The 18776-nt window shown below is 38.1% G+C and carries 12 protein-coding genes; 1 reads left to right on the forward strand and 11 read right to left on the reverse strand.

Features of this window, described 5'->3' with window-relative positions; all coding sequences use genetic code 11:
- Position 1: 1 nt before the first annotated feature.
- The 9 genes from HWV02_RS14335 to mrcB form a co-directional block, all read right to left on the reverse strand.
- Positions 2 to 2737 carry a phosphotransferase gene (locus HWV02_RS14335; protein ID WP_211688375.1) on the reverse strand — a complete coding sequence of 912 codons (2736 nt, stop codon included), beginning with the start codon at positions 2735 to 2737 and terminating at the stop codon, positions 2 to 4.
- 20 nt (positions 2738 to 2757) lie between these two features.
- On the reverse strand, positions 2758 to 3690 hold the full coding sequence (locus HWV02_RS14340; RefSeq protein ID WP_211688377.1) for a UbiA family prenyltransferase: 933 nt from the start codon (positions 3688 to 3690) through the stop codon (positions 2758 to 2760).
- Positions 3691 to 3747: 57 nt separating this feature from the next.
- Positions 3748 to 6042: an RND family transporter gene (locus tag HWV02_RS14345; RefSeq protein ID WP_211688379.1), complete on the reverse strand. Its 2295-nt coding sequence runs from the start codon at positions 6040 to 6042 to the stop codon at positions 3748 to 3750.
- 682 nt (positions 6043 to 6724) lie between these two features.
- Complete coding sequence (locus tag HWV02_RS14350) at positions 6725 to 8056, reverse strand: hypothetical protein (RefSeq protein ID WP_211688381.1); 1332 nt, start codon at positions 8054 to 8056, stop codon at positions 6725 to 6727.
- A gap of 31 nt (positions 8057 to 8087) precedes the next feature.
- The gene (locus tag HWV02_RS14355) at positions 8088 to 8888 is read right to left on the reverse strand and encodes an outer membrane lipoprotein-sorting protein (protein WP_255546824.1); all 801 of its coding nucleotides are present in this window, start codon (positions 8886 to 8888) and stop codon (positions 8088 to 8090) included.
- A gap of 647 nt (positions 8889 to 9535) precedes the next feature.
- Complete coding sequence (locus tag HWV02_RS14360) at positions 9536 to 10252, reverse strand: 3'-5' exonuclease (protein WP_211676460.1); 717 nt, start codon at positions 10250 to 10252, stop codon at positions 9536 to 9538.
- 9 nt (positions 10253 to 10261) lie between these two features.
- The gene (locus tag HWV02_RS14365; RefSeq protein WP_211676461.1) at positions 10262 to 12139 is read right to left on the reverse strand and encodes a DUF294 nucleotidyltransferase-like domain-containing protein; all 1878 of its coding nucleotides are present in this window, start codon (positions 12137 to 12139) and stop codon (positions 10262 to 10264) included.
- 19 nt (positions 12140 to 12158) lie between these two features.
- Positions 12159 to 12620 (reverse strand): tetratricopeptide repeat protein, encoded by a 462-nt coding sequence (locus HWV02_RS14370; RefSeq protein WP_211676462.1) that lies wholly within the window; start codon positions 12618 to 12620, stop codon positions 12159 to 12161.
- A gap of 36 nt (positions 12621 to 12656) precedes the next feature.
- Complete coding sequence (gene mrcB / locus HWV02_RS14375) at positions 12657 to 14918, reverse strand: penicillin-binding protein 1B (protein WP_255546825.1); 2262 nt, start codon at positions 14916 to 14918, stop codon at positions 12657 to 12659.
- A gap of 438 nt (positions 14919 to 15356) precedes the next feature.
- On the opposite strand from mrcB, the gene HWV02_RS14380 reads away from it, so the two are divergent.
- Positions 15357 to 15845, forward strand: coding sequence for a hypothetical protein (locus tag HWV02_RS14380; protein ID WP_211676464.1), 489 nt, complete (start codon positions 15357 to 15359; stop codon positions 15843 to 15845).
- Between the two features lie 61 nt (positions 15846 to 15906).
- Here the strand turns inward: HWV02_RS14380 and HWV02_RS14385 are convergent, their stop codons facing one another.
- Both HWV02_RS14385 and HWV02_RS14390 read right to left on the reverse strand, forming a co-directional pair.
- A complete protein-coding gene (locus HWV02_RS14385) occupies positions 15907 to 17133 on the reverse strand; it encodes an OFA family MFS transporter (protein WP_211676465.1) in 1227 nt (408 codons plus the stop codon).
- A gap of 360 nt (positions 17134 to 17493) precedes the next feature.
- A complete protein-coding gene (locus tag HWV02_RS14390; RefSeq protein ID WP_211676466.1) occupies positions 17494 to 18684 on the reverse strand; it encodes an amino acid aminotransferase in 1191 nt (396 codons plus the stop codon).
- Positions 18685 to 18776 lie beyond the last annotated feature (92 nt).

Consider the following 18776-nt stretch of genomic DNA (forward strand, 5'->3'; position numbering starts at 1 on the left):
GTTATTCTACTGCTCCTTCATGATCTAAAAGTTTACGTAATGTCATTTGTACTCGCTCCATAAATTCATAGTGACGGAAGCTATGACTCACTATGTACATAGGTATACGGTTAATCACGAGATCAAATAAAGACAACGTAAACCCTCTACGCCATTGGATTGGGTCTATCTCTGAATTGGTTTGTTGCTGTAACGCTTGACGATGATTTTCGATATATTGTTCGACATCATTTTGATCGAAGTCAGGCTGTAGGGTAAAGGCTAATAACTCAGCTAAATCATGTTGAGGTATTTGAATTGTAGCCAGTTCCCAGTCATAGGCACAAAGACGTAATTCACCGTATTCACGGCGGAAAGTGATATTTCTTGGATTAAAATCATTATGAATTAATGTTTTTGGCATCGCATCTATCTCGCGATACCAATCTTTTAATGTATTAACACGATTGATAAAACGAACCATGTCTTTTTCACAGAACCATTCGGGGAAATCTTCTGTCGCATGTGTGCCTAGCATTTCCCACAGGTAAATTTTTTCCTGCATGTTTTCGCTGTTAGGCACATCCATGATCCACTCTTTTTTGGCTAGCTCATCTTCACGGCCATACCAAATTGCATGAACTTCAGCGATACCTTCAATTGCAGTATTAATATGCTCAGGAGTCCAGCCAGAAGTATCGTCGGCGCTATCCATTAGTTCCATGTTTTCCATAAGTTCTTGAACTAATACATAAGACTCTCGGGTATCATCCTGAACGGTCATATATGTTTTAGGCGCATTGCGAACAAACCGAGGATCTGTTTGTGACATGATAGCCAATTCTCTTATATGGCAACCTCTAAATCCCATACTTTTTTTGAACTGATTATATGATGTGGCCAATCCAGGGTGCCCCATCGACATAATGCCATTCACCATTAAAATAACTTCGGTATCTAATGGCTTTATTTTGACCATTACATTTACAGGCTTTATTTCTCCTTCAAGAGTTAACTGATAAGGGTGATGCCCAATAATCTTGTTAACTCTTTCAGCTGTTAAATCACAGATAATACTGCAACCCGTTTTTTCTATTTCTAAGGGCTCCGCTTTCGCTACAATAACCCTGTTGTTTTGAGTATACCTTTGCATCCCTTTAGTGAAGAAATCTTTGTCTAGGTCTTTCAACATCAACCATTCAATCGGCCTATTACGCCCCATTTTCTCATGCGCTCTCGCAAATTGATCACTGGCTAACGCAGATAAAGTGGATAGATCTAATGCCAAACAGAATGAAGTGATGATCTCTGCAAGCTTGTGTGAATTGTTCGATCCCGCACAACCGAGTATTTCTAAACACTCTCTTTGTTGCGTCAGGTTGGTACCACCACCCACAGTGCCAACGACCAGAGAAGGTAATTGAAGCGTAATGTAAATGTCATTATTTTCGTTCAGTTCTAAATGCAAATTACCTATCGATGATTCGTGAACACTCGCAATATCTTGACCTGTAGCGACAAACATCGCGGCAATCACATTAGCAATATTAATATTAATACCGATAGTACCCGATGCAATTGCACCGTTAAGGATATAGTGATAAGCCGTAATCAATTGTAGTGGCGTTACTTTTAATGTTTTTTTACATATTTCTTCAGTTAATACGCACTCTGCGACGACTCTAATTCCTCGACCCTTCAAAAATGAATGATAAGTGACTTTTTTATCATTCGAAGTATTTCCATCAATCACGAAATTCTGTAATTTTAAATTCTCAAACTCTTTGAGCTGATCTAAAATCCACTGACAAGCCTGCCAAGTACAGGTTGTCGTCATATTCTGCCCGGCTGCATCACCTGTTTCATAAATAAATTGAACATGTACAGCACGACCCATTAATTCAGTCGAAACTTCAACAAGATCGGCATAATTTGAATATTGACGCGTTTGCTTAACAAGCTCCTGATAATGATCTTTCACCCAATCGGTAAAGAATAAGGCTGAGGATAAATCACTGAACACAAAAATGGGTGCTCGATACATGCGCTGTCCTAATACACGAACGCTCACCCCGCCAGCTTGAGATAATGCCGTAGCACCTCGCGTGGCTGAAGCAATCAATGCACCTTCAGAGGTTGCCATCGGCGCATTAAATAATCCACGAGCATGTTTACCTCGAATTAGCAGTGGACCTGCAACACCTAAAGGTATTTCGACAGAACCGATTAGTGCTTCGATATTACTCTTTAGCGAAGATTCGTTAAGCGTAGTCTGAGCTACCATTTCAAGCTTTGCATCTGTATGACTACGCACATATTCGAGACGGTCTAATCTTGCTTCTTGCGTGTATAAACCTCGCCCTGGTACTTTTGGTAATGGTAATTGAGACAACCTTCCATTGCTTTCTTGCTCTTGTATAAGGTGCAAGATATCGCATATTTTCCACAACACTTTTTTAGTGTCGCTATCAGCTTCATTTCGTAATTCGACTTGTGCAACACCACCATTATTTTGGTCGAACTGATAAACAGATAAATTATTTAACTGGAAGGTATGACCTAGAATAGATATTTGAATACTATCAATAAGCTGTCCAACACCACTAAATTGATACTCTTTACAGGAAAGCGTTAACTGACATTTAGACACATTAAGCAGTGTCACAGCCCAGACATTCTTGTCGACACACATAGTACTCTTTGTATTGGCTACATCATTCATGCTGTAACTAACGATATTTTCACTGCTGGTTCTCATACTATAATCCTCCCTTGAGCTTAAATAAACGTTGCGATAATGACGATAAGATAACCAACAAGCAGGTTAAGACCGATAGCAGTTTCATTCTTTTCTCGAGCAGCTAAAGTTGGATAACGAATAAAACTTAAAATGAATTTCAAGGAATAAACAAACATTGCAGATGACGCGATAACATAAATCCAAACAGTTGAAACGTCTAAACTAAGTAGTAATAATATTTGTAATAAAAGCATGCCTGATAGCAGTAAAATAATGACAAATGCCGAACCTTTAGTACCAAATATTTTTGAGTATGAATCGACCGTCTCCCTCTCTTCTTCAGGTCCTCTGGTTTTACGTGTTATTTCAAAGCAAAAACCACTCACAAATGACAACAGCATAGTCAATATTAGTGGCGTATTTAGTTCAATCCCAGGTACAGCTAAGTTAGCCAACCAATAAACGGTAATAGGCATAAGTAACATATGAGAAAAAGCGTAAAGCGTAAGACGTTTCTCTAACCATTCACCACAAAAAAACTCAACGCCCATTAAGCATAAATAAACAAACATAATTGCCCAAGCGAGGGTAATAGGTCCAAAATTAAATGCATCTAGATACAGTGAAAGCAGTATCTGAGCAACGATAGAAATAACGCCTAATACTTTTAAGTGATTTAGCGTAATAAGCCCACTTTGAAGTACGCGTTTAGGATGATTAAGTACATCTAACTCGTAATCTTTATGCTCATCGAAAATACGAACAAGTAAGAATAATAGCCAAGTGACTAAGCAGCTTACAATATCAAACAGAACAAGACTCGATTCACCATTATGCGTCGCTCTCGCAACGACGGCAGAAAGCAAATACAAAATAAAAAATAATACTGCATTAGGAAGTGGAAAACGTTCATCAATCCACCCAAGTATTCTTTTTTGGATAGGGTCGTTAAGGGTTAACATTTGTGTCATGATTAAAGTCCTTTTAATATTATTAGAGCCTATTTATTAATGGGCTCATCCATTGAGTTATTTGTCGAACTTGAGTAAAAGTAGCGGTAATAAAATGAAATCAATAATTGCAGCAAACATCACTGTTAAGGCAAGTAATGCTCCCATCCCGTAGGTCGGTGAGAAGTGTGATAATGTCAGTAGGCCAAAACCTAAAGTGAGAACAATCGAGGTAATAATGATGGCTATACCAACGGTATTAAATGCATATTCAACCGCTTCTGGCGTTGTCGCATTATTTTGTTTCGCGTAACGATATTTAAATAAAAAATGAACCGTATCGTCAACAACAAGCCCTATCCCCATACTTGCGACGATACTAAGCCCTAGGTCAATGTGGCCATCCATAAGCCCCCATATACCATAAGCCATAATAATCGGAATAATATTAGGGATGATACTAATAAGGCCTAGCTTCCAAGAGCGCAGCAAGAAGCTCAGTAATACTGAAATTAAGATCAACGCAAGCGCCGTTCCTTTCAGCAAGCTCTCACTATTACGATCTGAAATTTTTGCAAACATCATATCAACGCCAGATCCCTCTGTTAGCAACAGCGCAGGTGTATTCTCTGCAGCCCAAGTTATTAATTTCAGATCAAATGCTGATAATTCTTTAGAGGATATTTTATGTAAATTGATTGTTAATCGTGTCGCTGATTTATCAAAATTAACCTGCTCGTCAACGCCCATACCGTAAGGGAGTGACATTTCATAAAGCAACACAGATTGAGCTATCGCGTTTTTACTGTTTGGTACCTGATAAAAATCAGGATTATCTTGATTAAGTTTTTGGCTTAACTCCTTAACTTGTAGACTAAACCCATCAACATATCCGACATTCTTTTGTGTGCGAACCCATTGAATTAACTTATCTAAATCTTTTTGATATTCAGGCGTTAATATGCCCTGCTCACCACCTGACGCAACAGAGTATTGAATGAAATTAACGCCATTTAATTTATCATTTTGAGTTTCAATTGCTTGACGAACATCAAATGTTTCATCGTAATACTGATGCCATTGATCGTTTAGTTCTAATTTAGTTGCGCCAAAACCACCAGCCAAAAGAAGCACAACAGTGAATAACCACAATGACTTTGTATGTGTTGTCAGCAGCTGACTAAATTTCATAATAATGGAGTGTAACCATCCGTTATCAATATTCGGCAGTTTCTTCGGTTCGGGCAATAGTAATAAAACAGCCGGAAACCAAGTCAAACTCAAAAAACAGGCGATAATCGCACCCAAAGCAACGAGGTTACCAAGATCTCGATAAGGTGGTGACTCACTAAAGTTTAAACAAAGAAGCCCTATCGCTGTTGTGACTGAAGTAATAACAATAGGTTTAATATTGGTTGTTAGCGCCTCTCTAATTGCAGAAACTTGCTTAAGGCCTTGCCGTATATGATATTGATAAGAGACAAGTAAATGCATGCAATCAGCAACGACAATGACCATAATCATTGAAGGTACAGCACCAACTACTGGAGTGAGTTGATGCGCTTGCCAGCCAAAAATACCAAACACTGATAATACTGTCATTAGGGTCACACCAAGAGACAGAGTAGCGCCAGAGATAGAGCGAGATAAGAAATATATCGCAGCGAAAATTAATAAATAACTACTCGGGATAAGTAGCGCCATATCACGTTCAACCGCTTCCATTAACGCAATATTAATAACTGAAGTACCAAAGAGTTGAACTTTTACATTATTATTACTTATCTCTTCAAGCTTATTTCGGGCATAACTGATTAGCTCTGGAGTCGCGGACTCATTACTTTCAGGTAAAGTGAGGGTAACCTGAACGATTGCAAGCGTCCCATCCACACTGACTAAATTGTTAAGTAGTCTAGGTTGAGTTTCTGCATACTGTTTTAATTCGAGTAAAAAAGACGGTGTCAAATGACTGTTTCCGGGTACTAAATCATTTATTTGTAAATCATTTTCATCTACGCTCATCTTTTGAAAATTAATCAGTGAATCAACACGCCGAGAATAAGGAATAGCCCATGCTTCATCGGTTAATAATTCAAGATAATGAATAATTTCTGGCTGGTAGATACTGGGGTTATTATTCGAACTTTCAACAAGAAAAGTCAGTGTGTCTTGTTTATTAAAGTCAGTTTCAAGTTGTTCAAATGTTTTTAACTGAGGATTGTCTGAACTAAAATAAGATCTGAAATCAGACGTAAAACTGAGGTTTACAGCACCAAAAATTGAAACAAAGATTAGACATGTGAACAAACAAATTGTTAGTTTTGGCCTTTTTATAACAAAGTTAATCAGTAAAGAGGTTTTTATGACTTCCATTTACAATATCCATCCTAAATATATAGTACAAGAACCACAATAATGAGCGAACGAACATTTCAGGGTAAATTTTTAAATTTACTTTCTGGTACGTTTGATACATTACTTTTCGTTAACATTTAAAAAGATAACATTTAGAACGGTTGACCTCAACGTATAAGTCGTTGATTTTCAAGATATAATGAAGCAACATGAATGACGGCGTGTCATATTAGGGTGTTTTGCAGGCATATAGTCGGATTAAGCTTCAGACACCATTGAACAACTCCTTATGGGAACTAAATTTTAGTTAAAAGCACTAAAACCTACTAGTCAAAGTGGGTATATTAAATCATTGAAAATAAAATAACCCGCCTACGACGCGAGCATAAATCATTGTAAATAAAAGAATTAGCCGACATTGGATAACATAGGTCATTAAAATTACCATAAATGTGATATTCAAATAGTAGTATTGAAATACTTTTTTTATTAATACATCTATAAAATTCAGTGTCCGTTTTAACTGCCATAAACGGTCGATAACGAACAGGAAAACCTGAAAGGTTCAATAACGAAAACATAGATAAAAAGTACAGGAGTTCAAATAAAACAGTGAAGGAGGGACTTAACTGTATGAATATGGTGGAATTAAATTAAGTGACTAACACAGCTAAAATGAGCCCTTGAAAGGCTCATTTTATTAAAAGTAATACTCGGCCGTGACTTGAATGTAGTCGTCTTGTCGGAACATATAGCCAGGATCAAATGGATCGTCACTCCAAATAAACGTCGCGTTTGCAGATATTTTAGTGGACTCACCTACTCGGGTGCTTATATCAATAAATATTGTTCGAGAACCTTTATAATCAAGGTTCTGGTTTGTTCCGATCAGTAGTTCACTCGACTCTGCATCATTAAATGTAAACCTTGATGCAACAGATATGTTATTGCGGTTAATGCTGAGATTATTACTCTCTATTTGACGTTTAATGTCTTCTAGATTACTCATATTTTCATTTAAATTTTTGATCTTGTCACGTGAGTCCCATGCATATTCAACGATCATCCCTATATCGACCATTGAGTCTTGAATACTATAAAAATTATATTCAAACCCCGTAACAAATGCAGTGTAATTTTTGATTTTATCGCCACTTCGATTAATACTTTCTAACTTAAGTATCCAATCATCATAAATGTACTGAGTATCAATGCCAAACTGATTAATCAATGGATAAAATGGCTTCAATGTTACCTGTCCAGTCGATAATACATCGGAATCAATCGATACGTTAAAACTAGGGTCTCTTGATGTACCGTTAAACCAACTTACCCCTAAATCCCAGTTTTCGATACTGTTTGACCAACGGCTTGCTAGATCTATATGTGATTCATCATTTTTCGCTTCATATGTCGGATCACTATTATCTATTCTTATATCTATATATGGAGGCCCTATACCATTAGAGCGCCCTGAATTAAGTGCACTTAATACGATAGGGGTTGGGCGAAAACGTGTTTTATCACCAGGAAAAATAACAGGTCGAAAAAAAGGTAATATCAGTAGTTCTACATTTCCCCAATCACTAAAGGTTGAAAAATGAAACATAGGCTGACCTAATTTTTCGTTTTCATCAAATCGATCTATTGCATCATTTTGATTAACTACATCAACTAAATTAAGCGTTTCTGTTACCCCCCAAAAAACCTTACCGATACCCACTTTCAATTCAAAAGTATCGTGATATGTAGAATAGATCGCTTCTCGAATATCAAAATGTGAACGGTTAGAGTCCACACTGTCTAAACGAACATAAGGTTTGAAGAGAACGCTTTGCTCGTCCCCTTCCCAATAAAGCTCAGGGCTAAAATTTAGTGATACCTGCTCATCAGTCTGTTCCGAGTCAACTGGTGTTTGTATAAAATATCGAGTTTCTAGGCCCACCAAGCCACTTAGGTCTATCGCAGCAAATGAACTAGTGGAGATAATTAAACTTAATACAGCAACTAAGGACTTATTATTATATTTCAACGGAGTCTCTAAATATCTCATACGATTAAACTTATCTCGCACGCTTTAATGAGTTTTTATTAAAATCGCGTTCTGTTAACCCTTGATTAAACTTCACATCATGGTAAGTCATTGTCGTACTTTTCCCAGTTTGGTGATTAATCATGGTCATCGATTCAGCTCGCCAAAATTTATTAAGATATAGCTTGTAGTTATTTGCAGTAAGCGTCTTAAATTTTGTCGATTTACGATCATAAAAATCAACTTTGTGTACCAAATATTGGTCTTGATCCACCCAACTAATCAACTTGGTATATCCAGAATATTTATCGGTAGGGAAGCTTTCAATCACAAACATTTGATTACCGTTAAACGTGTCATCTTTCAGATAATTAAATTTAAATTTTTCTAGCTCGAATGAGGATAGATCTTCATATGAAAACTCACTTCCCATAAAAGGACCCGCTTTGTTGCGAGAGGAAATACGCTTAACTCGTTTTAATGAAGGTAAATAAAGCCATTGATCATCCGCTTTATTGATATGTGAAAAAGAAAGAAAAGCAGTACCTTTAAGGTCTGCGGGTTTATCAAAAATAGTCAAACCTTTATCACCATCATCAATAACTTCTAGACTTTTTATCCGTATTTCTCGAATACTTTCTTTCCCTTTTGCATTACGCAGTGCCATAGTGGTTTGTTGGATACTATCATTCCACCCAGAATCCCTTACCTTACGCTCTTTGGCTATAGCAAAACCTTTTTCTTCTGACGTTTGAGCTTGAGCAGTAATAAAACCGCTTGTCATAAACACAGAGATAGCTAAGACACCTGCGGTATATTTTTTATCCAACATAATAATTCCCTTTATTTTTCCCAACACTTATCTGAGCCCTTTTGGTCGATAAGACAAACTAAAATGATACGTCCAAAGTTATCAACTTGTTTATTAACACAAACAACAGCTTACGAATTTTAGGTTATCACATGACTAGCTCAAACCTTACAAATATAACGTAACAATCTGTTTTGTAAGGGCTATCAAAAACAAAATTGAGCGCAATGAAACGTGATAATAGTATTAGCTTTACGATGAAATGGCATGAGAGATTGGAAACAACATTATCCATTATCAAAGACGTTAAAATTCGAACGATTATATCAATGGCTTAATTGTTTGATTGCGAGACCCGTTGAACCTGATTCAGTTAACACTGACGTAGGGAACTATCGATCTTGCTTCTCATGATTTGACCTTCGCGTCTCTCAATCTTTGGCTTGATAAAGTTCCTGTGCGCCAGCTCTAGGGATATTTATGCTAAAGGTTAAAACAAACATATCAACGCCAATCGTATGGAAATTGCATTTTGGCAGCAAGGACTTGATGTATCCTAGTTAAAATAAGAAATAAAAACAGAGTCTAATAAAAAAAAATAGCGCGTTAATATAATATTAACGCGCTATTTTTTAAAACGCTCACTGATTACAACGACTATCTACTACCTACAGCCAAAGCCTTTTAATCGGTGTATCTGGCGAAAAGTGATAATGAATCTGGGCTTGTAATAGTTCAGCAGTCGCAATTGCATCTGTTAATGCATCATGTGGTGGATACACAGGTAAATGATAACGAGAACGGCTATTTGCAAGACGAATAGAATCCTGACGTTTACGTTTAAATAAACTGAAAAAGCCCTTGGCTTGCGCATCTTGCACATCTGCTTCTATCTGCATTGTATCAACAACAGGGAACACAATACCTTCATTAATTAAACTACGTAAATTACTATCAAAAAAATCACGTTCAATACGGCGGTAATGAACCACAACAACCTTTCCCGCTAATGCCTCTAATACAGGCTCTAGTATCCGTAATAAATCGGGTGCACCTTTTAGATCTGTATGGGTAATACCGTGAATAATAATGGAATCTTCTTGTAACTTATCCTCTGGATCAATATACCAATGCTGTGCTTGCCGACAAAAAATACGTTTCAAATTAAACGGCACCAAGCCAATGCTAATAATGCTATTTTGTTGTGAATCCAGCCCTGTCGTTTCAAAATCTAACGCGACAAAATCAATATCACTTAACTTCGTTTCATCATGATACATACCAGTCTGGTAAAAAGACTTTAAACGTTCATCCTTACTTTGGGCTACCTTAACTTGATAAAACGCACCCCAGTTTAAAATCTCTTTATTGATAAAATTATGCATTAATAACCCCTACATTTTATTGGCGGTATAACGATATTTTAAAAAGTTCTGTGCGTTACTTAAAACCAAAAAAGCATCTTTAAGATTACGTCGCTCAAATTCCGACATATTTTCTGGTTCAATATTATTATCCGGTTCAATTTCCGACTCCACATCTAACGCTTGGTGACGTAAACGAACTAAGGAAATAAACTCCATCGCATGCTGTAAGTCCTGTCCTTTTGATGCTGGTAAAATACCCGCTTCAATAATATCTTCCAAACGTTCAAATGAATTTTGCGATTGAGAGCCAATTGCCAGTCCATGTACGCGGATTAAATCTGCCAGCGGTGCTGTACCACGACGTTTTAAGTTAATTGAATTATTATGACGACCGTCCTTCTCCATCACAAAATTTTTGAAGAAACCCAGTGGCGGCGTACGGTTTAATGCATTACGTGCTAAACAAGCTAAGAATCGGTTATTTTTCTTGGCGCGACGTAAAATAAAGGCATTTAGCTGCTCAGCCCATTTAACCCGACCATACACGCCAGTTAAATCAAAGAAGATAGAACAATTTAATAATGCTTGTGGATTCGGGTTATCAATCCAGTCAGCAAAACAATCTTCCCATTCAGCTTGGGTTTTACGATACTCAGGATTAGTTGCCATAATATCGCCTGTACAATAGGTATAGCCGCAAGCGGCTAATCCATCACATACAAACTTAGATAATTTTTCAAAATATGCGCAGTGCTTCTCATTATCATAACTATTATCTAAAATAATACCGTTGTCTTGGTCTGTTACAATCAATTGCTCATCACGTGCCATTGAGCCCAAAGCTAGGAAGCAATAAGGAACTGGAGGCTGACCTAATTCTTCTTCGGCAAGTTCGAGTAATCGCTGTTTAAAACTGCGACCAATCTCGGACATCGCACTACCAATCATATGTGAATTAGCATCTTCATTGACCATACGTACAAAACAATCTTTGAGCTGCTCAGAGAGTAAAACGAGATCTTCAATATTTTGTTGCTGGAAGATACTACCCGACAACAACAAGCTATTTTGAGATTCATAACGAATAATATCAGCAACTTCAATGAGGCCAATAGGTTGCTTGTTCTTTAAGATAGGTAAATGATGGACATTATATCGTAACATCATCAGCATCGCTTCTGAGACATAGGCATTATGATCGAGTGACATAAGTTCTGTCGACATTACATCAGAAACAGGATTATCAACACTCATCCCCGTCGCAATCACTTTTGCACATAAATCATGCTGAGTAATAATACCGACAAAATTACTCCCATCTTCATGGATAATGGTCGGATCATTAATCAGTACCGCGGACACACTCTCTTCTGCCATTACCTTGGCAACATCTTGAATTGACGTCGTATTTTTTAACATTACTAAGTCTCGACTTAATAATGTCTTAACTTTTGAAGTGGTTAATGAGTTCGCATCATCGTTATTATCTTCAACAGCTTGCTTTAATCGAATCGTGCCTTCAACTTCCGAGAAATCAGAAAACGCTTCATAACGTTCACAAAAATCATGGAAGAGTGCTTCAGGAATACAATAAACAAGCGTGTCTTTAACCGCTTTTGCTGGAAGTCGAACTTTATTATTGGCGAGTAAACCCATCTGGCCAAATATTTCGCCTTGATCAAGACGGTTATATAGTTCACCTTTGCGGCGGTATATTTCCACCACGCCACTGCGAATAAAATACAGATCATGGATCTTGTCGCCATACTCAATAATCATCGAGTCTGCACGGAAGTATGAGATCTCAATACTTTTAACCACTTCCTCTAACGCTTCTTCAGGAAGTTGATCAAAAGGTTGATACTGGCTGATAAAGTTTTTAATTTCTAGTAGCTCGATTTCCATTCTTTACTCTATTTATAAATTATAAATATGCCGCAGCACGTTCAATTAAAGATTCTGCTTGTCGACGTAACAGCCAGTCTGCACCCAATGTTATCGACTTTTCAGCCAGTGAGCGGGCTTGTTTATAATTACCTTGATAGAAATAACGCTCACCTAAACGGAAATAAGTGTCTGGATAACGTGGCGCGATTCGGATAGCACGCTCTAATGATGCCATCGCAGCACGATTATCACCACTATTTACCTGTTTTTCAGCTCGTTTAATGAGTGATAATACCGCTGCTGGTGCTTGAGCTGTATCATCTACCAGTGCTGGTTTTGGCTTAGCTTTTGGTTCCGGTTTACTTTGTTCACCCGAAACTGGGACAGTATTATTCGTCTCTTGCACTTGCGTACCATTGGAATTATACGTAGGTATTGTCCCACAGGCTGTTAAAAGTAATGGCAATGCGAACAGACACGCGCGTTTTATTATTTTCATGTTACTTCCAAAGTTAATTTTTAATGACAAATCGCATTATTCGACAAGATCACGGAACCACTCAATCACTCGCTTAACCCCTTGATTACAACGTAATTCAATTTCAGGTTCATAACCACTCATAAAAGGCAGCGGGATCGAGTTAAGACAGCTACCTTGGCTACCTTGACCAGTATCACTATCAACCCAACCGACTGTAATATTCTGTGGTGGCAAGTTCTGAATCGGCAATGCTGAACGTTGGCGTAAAATGTCCGCCCAAACACGCAAAGCCCCACTCGAACCTGTTAAACCAGTCGTCACATTATCATCACGTCCCATCCATACAACGGCCATCATGTCACCAGAGAATCCAGCGAACCAACTGTCTCTTAGATCATTCGTTGTTCCCGTTTTACCTGCGACTTCAAAGTTTGGTAGCAACCATTCGAGGGCTCTCCCCGAGCCTTCATGCGTAACAGCTTGCATCGCATGACGCAGCATGTACACAGAACCAGCATCAAAGCGCTTATCAACGGCTAACGGATAACGCTTCAACACATTACCCTTTGGATCGACAACTGCATTAATTGCTAATAAAGGTGTATAAAAACCATCCGCAGATAATGTTTGATACATTTGAGCAACGGTTAATGGCGTCATATCGACCGCACCTAAGGTGACCGATGGCAAAGCCGCTATACGTTGTTCGACACCAAGACCATGGATCGTATTAATGACCTTATCTAACCCAATCTCATTGCCTAAGCGTGCTGTAGCTTGATTATAAGACTTAGCAAGCGCTTTATATAACAATACCTCACCATGATCTTTCTTATCGTAGTTTTTAGGTGACCAAATATCCCCATTGGGTAGATTTAGGTTATATTCATCATCACTGATCAAGGTGGACAGATTATACTTCTCTGGCTGTTCTAATGCTGTCAGGTACACAGCTGGTTTAATCAATGAGCCCACTTGACGCTTAGCATCGATGGCGCGATTAAAACCAGCATAACGCGCATTCGCGCCACCAACAATAGCAATAACAGCGCCTGTATTTGGTCTAGTTATCACCACGGCACCTTCAAGTTTAGCACTCAAGCCATTACGTTTATGTCGTGCAATGGATTTCGTGAGACTTGATTCTGCGCTACTTTGCACAAGTGGGTCAAAATGCGTAAAAATAGACAAACCATTCTCACTTAAATCTTCAACTTTATAGTCGCGCTGTAATTGGCGGCGAACTAAATCAAGATAAGCAGGAAATCGCTTGGTGCTACTCGCTGTTTGATCACCCATTCCTAACGGTTGCGCTTTTGCAGCCGCCGCTAACTCACTGTCTAAACGACCTTCTCGAACCGCAATATCTAACACTAAATCACGACGTTTAAGTGCTCGTTCAGGGTTTCGCCAAGGATTGTAGTAACTTGCACCACGCACTAATGCGACCAATAAGGCTTGCTTATCGATCGGTAAATCTGCAAGTGGGGTTTTAAAGTAATACTGACTCGCTAAGCCAAAGCCATGGATAGCACGAGGGCCATCCTGACCAAGATAAATTTCGTTAATATACCCTTCTAAAATCTTTTCCTTCGAAAAATGGAGTTCAAGTAAGATTGCCATCAATGCTTCTTTTGCTTTGCGGCTAAAAGTACGTTCAGAACTCAGGTAATAATTTTTAACCAGTTGCTGAGTCAGTGTTGACGCGCCTTGGGAAATACCACCTTGTTTAATATTCGCCACTAATGCACGGGCGATACCACGAACAGAAATACCAAAATGTTCATAGAAGCTATCATCTTCAACCGCCACTAACATTGCTTGTAACGACGCAGGTACTTCGGATAACTGTACTAGCAGTCTATCTTCGTTATGTGCAGGATAAATACCACCAATAACAACAGGCTCTAATCGTAAAAGGCCGACACCATCGTCAGTATCCAGTTTAGCAACCATGCCATCATTCAATATCAACGAAATATTACGTGGGGGCTCTAATCCATCACTAAATTGAAATCCGGGCGTATAAATACGAACCTCATTACCTCGTATATTTGCTTGTCCAGGTTTAGTCGGACGAGCAACAAATTTATAACCTAATAAACTGAGTTCCGTTTTTAAATCAGCTGCAGTTAAAGCCGCGCCTTCGTATAATTCGAGCGGACGTGCGTAAACCGTCGATGGTACAGCCCACTTATTTTCATCAAATGTTGAACGAATAATAATATCTAAATAAATCATTACAGCTAACCCGATAAACACTGGGATGAGTAATAACTTCCACCATAAACCACGACCTTTTACATTCTTACTCACAAGCACCTCTCGCTATCATTTCACCGTTAATGACAACTCATTAAATTCGTTACTATATTCGAATAATAACATAGTAAATACACTCTAATCGATATTGAATTTAAAGTAATAATCGCTACTTTAAATTGTAAGTTAGACTTAAATGAGCATTTTAAAAGCGCATTAAAATCATAACCTTTACTACAAAATTTGTTATAACACGACGATTAACCCCACCCCCACTGCCTTCAAGTGAAACCACAAGTGATTGTATTGGAAAACAACATTTTCTCCTTACTAAATCAACTTTAATAACACCCAAAGCAGTAGATCAATATCACTAACATCGTTTGATTTATTAGATAATCGACTGATATACAACTTATATTATAGCGAAAATGATTCTTGTAACTATGATTAAAAAAACACGGCATAGTTCACATAAAACAAGGATAAACGATGAAAAAATTAACCCCTCTCATTTTATCACTCGCAACAATCGCAACAACCTCAGCCACGGCAGAAGATAAAACATCTGGCGATATCGACTTTTACCTCGGCGCTAAAACAGGTTATATATATACTGCATTTGACAAACTAGATTCTAAAATACCCGCTACTTTTCTTGTAGGAATTCAAAAAAGTAGTTTTGGTTTAGAGTTTGAAGGTACTTTTGTCGATATGGATAAAAACAGTATTGATTTGGAATATGAGTCATACGCTATCTATGGGACATATCGTACATCAGGTACATACTATGCAAAATTAAGGGCTGGTTATTTAGAAGGGACACTAAAGTCAGACACAAAAAAATGGGACGAAGATGGTTTTTCTGGCGGTATAATATTTGGCATTGAGCTTGGTGATGCATTCACGGTAGAAGCGGGCTATACCGTCATTCAAGCAGATTTGAAATATTTTAGTTTAGGCGGCAATGTTCATTTTTAACAATAAGGGATAGTCAATTTCTTGAGCTATCCCTTTGACACAAATTAGTAAATGCTAACGATTAAGCTTTAGCAGTTTTTAATTTATTTGCTTCTCTTGCTAATACAGCCGCTTTATCTACTGGTTTAGTAAAGAAAGCAATGACAGTAACAGCCACTAGTAGTGCTGCAAAAGCAAAATAAGTATTATTAGTTGAACCGGCAACAGTTGCTAAGAAACCACCGAAGAAACCAGATACACCCCATGAAGAATAAAGGATGCCGAAGTTAGTTCCGTAAGTTTTTAGACCGTAGTTATCAGCAGTAATTGTAGGGAATACACTTAATAGTGCACCGTATGACATCGCGCCTATTGCAATCGCAACCATCAGCGGTATTTGCGTTGTAATAGTAGTGAAGAATGCCATGTTACCTGCTTGAAGCATAAATACTAAAGCAAGTGTATTTACACGGCCAATCTTATCAGAAATTAAACCACCAACGACACGACCACCTGTATTAAAGATAGCAAGTAAAACAACGCTGAATGCAATTTGCTCTGATGTCAGGCCGATTGATTTACTGATGTTACCAATACTACCAATAAGCATGATACCTGCAGCAGCTGAAACCATGAACATTACCCATAACTGGTAAAATTGAGGCGTTTTCAGCATTTGTTGCCAGCTAAGATTGATATCATCGCTTGATGCAACCGCTTTCGCTTCAGATGGGTCAGCAACATAACCTGCAGGAGGCGCAACAAGCAGAGACGCTAATGGAATAGCGATTACTAATAGGCCTGCACCTAAGATTTTGAATGTGTCGTAGATACCGTAGTTTTCGATAAGGCTTGTAGATAATGGCGCTAGGTATACAGACGCAAGTCCGAAACCACCCGCAGTTAAACCACTTACTAAACCTTTTTTACCTTTGGGCCACCATTTCATCGCACTTGGGCTAATACATGCATATGAGAAACCGATACCGGCACCAACAATACCGCCAAAGGTAAATTCAAGTTCTACCAAAGTCGTAGTGTAACCTGAAGCAATGAGACCAAGACCAACGAGAGTCACACCAAGCATGGCCACTTTTTGAGGTCCAATCTTGTCTTGTAAAATACCAGCAATAAGTAAACAAGTAGCAAATGTGAACACAGCAATTTTATACGGTGCTTTTACATCTGACGCATCAACGTTTAACGCTTCAGCGAGAGGTACAGTAAAGACCCCCCATGCGTATAGGATACCGATAGTTAGGTTAATGCCGATGCCAGCTAATAGGATTTGCAGTGGTTTATTACTCATTATTGCCTCAAAATTACAAAGATTGCGGCAATCTACACGTTTTGTGATCTAGGTACAACTTTTAATTCAAAATATATTACTTTTGTTGATATGAAGCATTACTAGAAAAGAGAGGGGAAATTTAAATATATATAAATAACAATACATTAATGGTTAACGTTGCAATTATAAGTCTTTCAGATATATTTTTAACACTACAAACCAAAAATAAACTTATCACCATCATTAAAAGTAGCATATGAGTCTTTGTTTGAGCCATAGCGCTAGGCCTAACTTGTATTATTACAAACTAAAAATGTATAAAAATGTATAAAAATGGGCACCGAAGCACCCATTTAGTCATTAATCATTTATTGCTGATTAAAGTACTGCAGCAATCGCTTTACATAAAGGCTGCATATTGTCTTTGGTCATACCAGCAACACTGATACGGCCAGAACCGACAATGTAAACAGCGTGCTCATCTTTCAATGTAGCAACCTGTTCTTTAGTAAGACCTGAGAATGAGAACATTCCGTTCTGACGAGTAATAAAGCTATAGTCACCAGTCACACCCATTTCTGCAAGTGTTGCTACAAATAGCTCACGCATTTCATGGATACGAACACGCATTTCAGCGACTTCTGCAACCCATTGATTACGTAATATTTCATCATCAAGAATAATCGCAACAACCGCCGCACCATGTGCCGGTGGGTTTGAGTAGTTTGCACGAATACCAGATTTAATTTGACTAAATGCTGCAGCCGCAACATCTTGATCTTTCGCCACTAGCGTTAGACCGCCAACACGTTCGTTGTACAAACCAAAGTTTTTAGAGAAAGAATTCGCAACTAATAGTTCTTCACAATGCTCTGTAAATACACGTAGACCTGCTGCATCTTCTTCTACACCTGTTGCAAAACCTTGGTATGCAAAATCAAACAAGGGTAATAGTTTTTTGTTCGCACATAATTGCGCAAGTGTCGTCCACTGTTGAAGCGTTGGATCAATACCCGTTGGGTTATGGCAGCAACCGTGGAAAAGTATGACATCACCCGCTTCTGCTTCAGCTAGAGATGCGAGCATTGCGTTGAAATCTAAACCACGTGTTTCAGCGTCATAATAAGCATACTGCTTAACTTCTAAACCCGCAGTATTAAAAACATTACCATGATTTGCCCATGTTGGATTACTTACCCAAATACGATCACTTGTTAAATGATTCTTGATAAAATCAGCAGCTGTACGTAGTGCACCAGTACCACCCGGTGCTTGTGCTGTGATTGCGCGTTGCTTTGTTACAACCTCGCTATCAGCACCAAATAATAGTTTTTGTACTGCTGACGCATACGCTTTATGGCCTTCAATACTTAAATAACTTTTACTTTTTTCTTCATTAATTAACTTTTGCTCTGCTAATTTAACTGATTTTAAGATAGGCGTTTGACCTGTTTCATCTTTATAAATACCCACACCTAAATTGATTTTTTCGGCGCGTGGATCTTTAGCAAATGCTTCAGTTAAACCTAAAATTGGATCTGCTGCTGCTGTAACGATTTTCTCAAACATGGTATTCCCTATCTGCTTGTAATTAAACTACGTATTAAACCTAACATTTCACTTATTTATACCATCACAACCCCTAAATTCATAGCGATGTG

It is taken from the genome of Moritella sp. 28 (assembly GCF_018219435.1).
In the GTDB taxonomy this organism is placed as follows: domain Bacteria; phylum Pseudomonadota; class Gammaproteobacteria; order Enterobacterales; family Moritellaceae; genus Moritella.

Bases quoted from the DNA above. Each gene is read 5' to 3' on its own strand.
- HWV02_RS14335 (WP_211688375.1), bottom strand. From the start codon at position 2,737: ATGAGAACCAGCAGTGAAAATATCGTTAGTTACAGCATGAATGATGTA.
- HWV02_RS14340 (WP_211688377.1), bottom strand. From the start codon at position 3,690: ATGACACAAATGTTAACCCTTAACGACCCTATCCAAAAAAGAATACTT.
- HWV02_RS14345 (WP_211688379.1), bottom strand. From the start codon at position 6,042: ATGGAAGTCATAAAAACCTCTTTACTGATTAACTTTGTTATAAAAAGG.
- HWV02_RS14355 (WP_255546824.1), bottom strand. From the start codon at position 8,888: ATGTTGGATAAAAAATATACCGCAGGTGTCTTAGCTATCTCTGTGTTT.
- HWV02_RS14360 (WP_211676460.1), bottom strand. From the start codon at position 10,252: ATGCATAATTTTATCAATAAAGAGATTTTAAACTGGGGTGCGTTTTAT.
- HWV02_RS14365 (WP_211676461.1), bottom strand. From the start codon at position 12,139: ATGGAAATCGAGCTACTAGAAATTAAAAACTTTATCAGCCAGTATCAA.
- HWV02_RS14370 (WP_211676462.1), bottom strand. From the start codon at position 12,620: ATGAAAATAATAAAACGCGCGTGTCTGTTCGCATTGCCATTACTTTTA.
- HWV02_RS14380 (WP_211676464.1), top strand. From the start codon at position 15,357: ATGAAAAAATTAACCCCTCTCATTTTATCACTCGCAACAATCGCAACA.
- HWV02_RS14385 (WP_211676465.1), bottom strand. From the start codon at position 17,133: ATGAGTAATAAACCACTGCAAATCCTATTAGCTGGCATCGGCATTAAC.
- HWV02_RS14390 (WP_211676466.1), bottom strand. From the start codon at position 18,684: ATGTTTGAGAAAATCGTTACAGCAGCAGCAGATCCAATTTTAGGTTTA.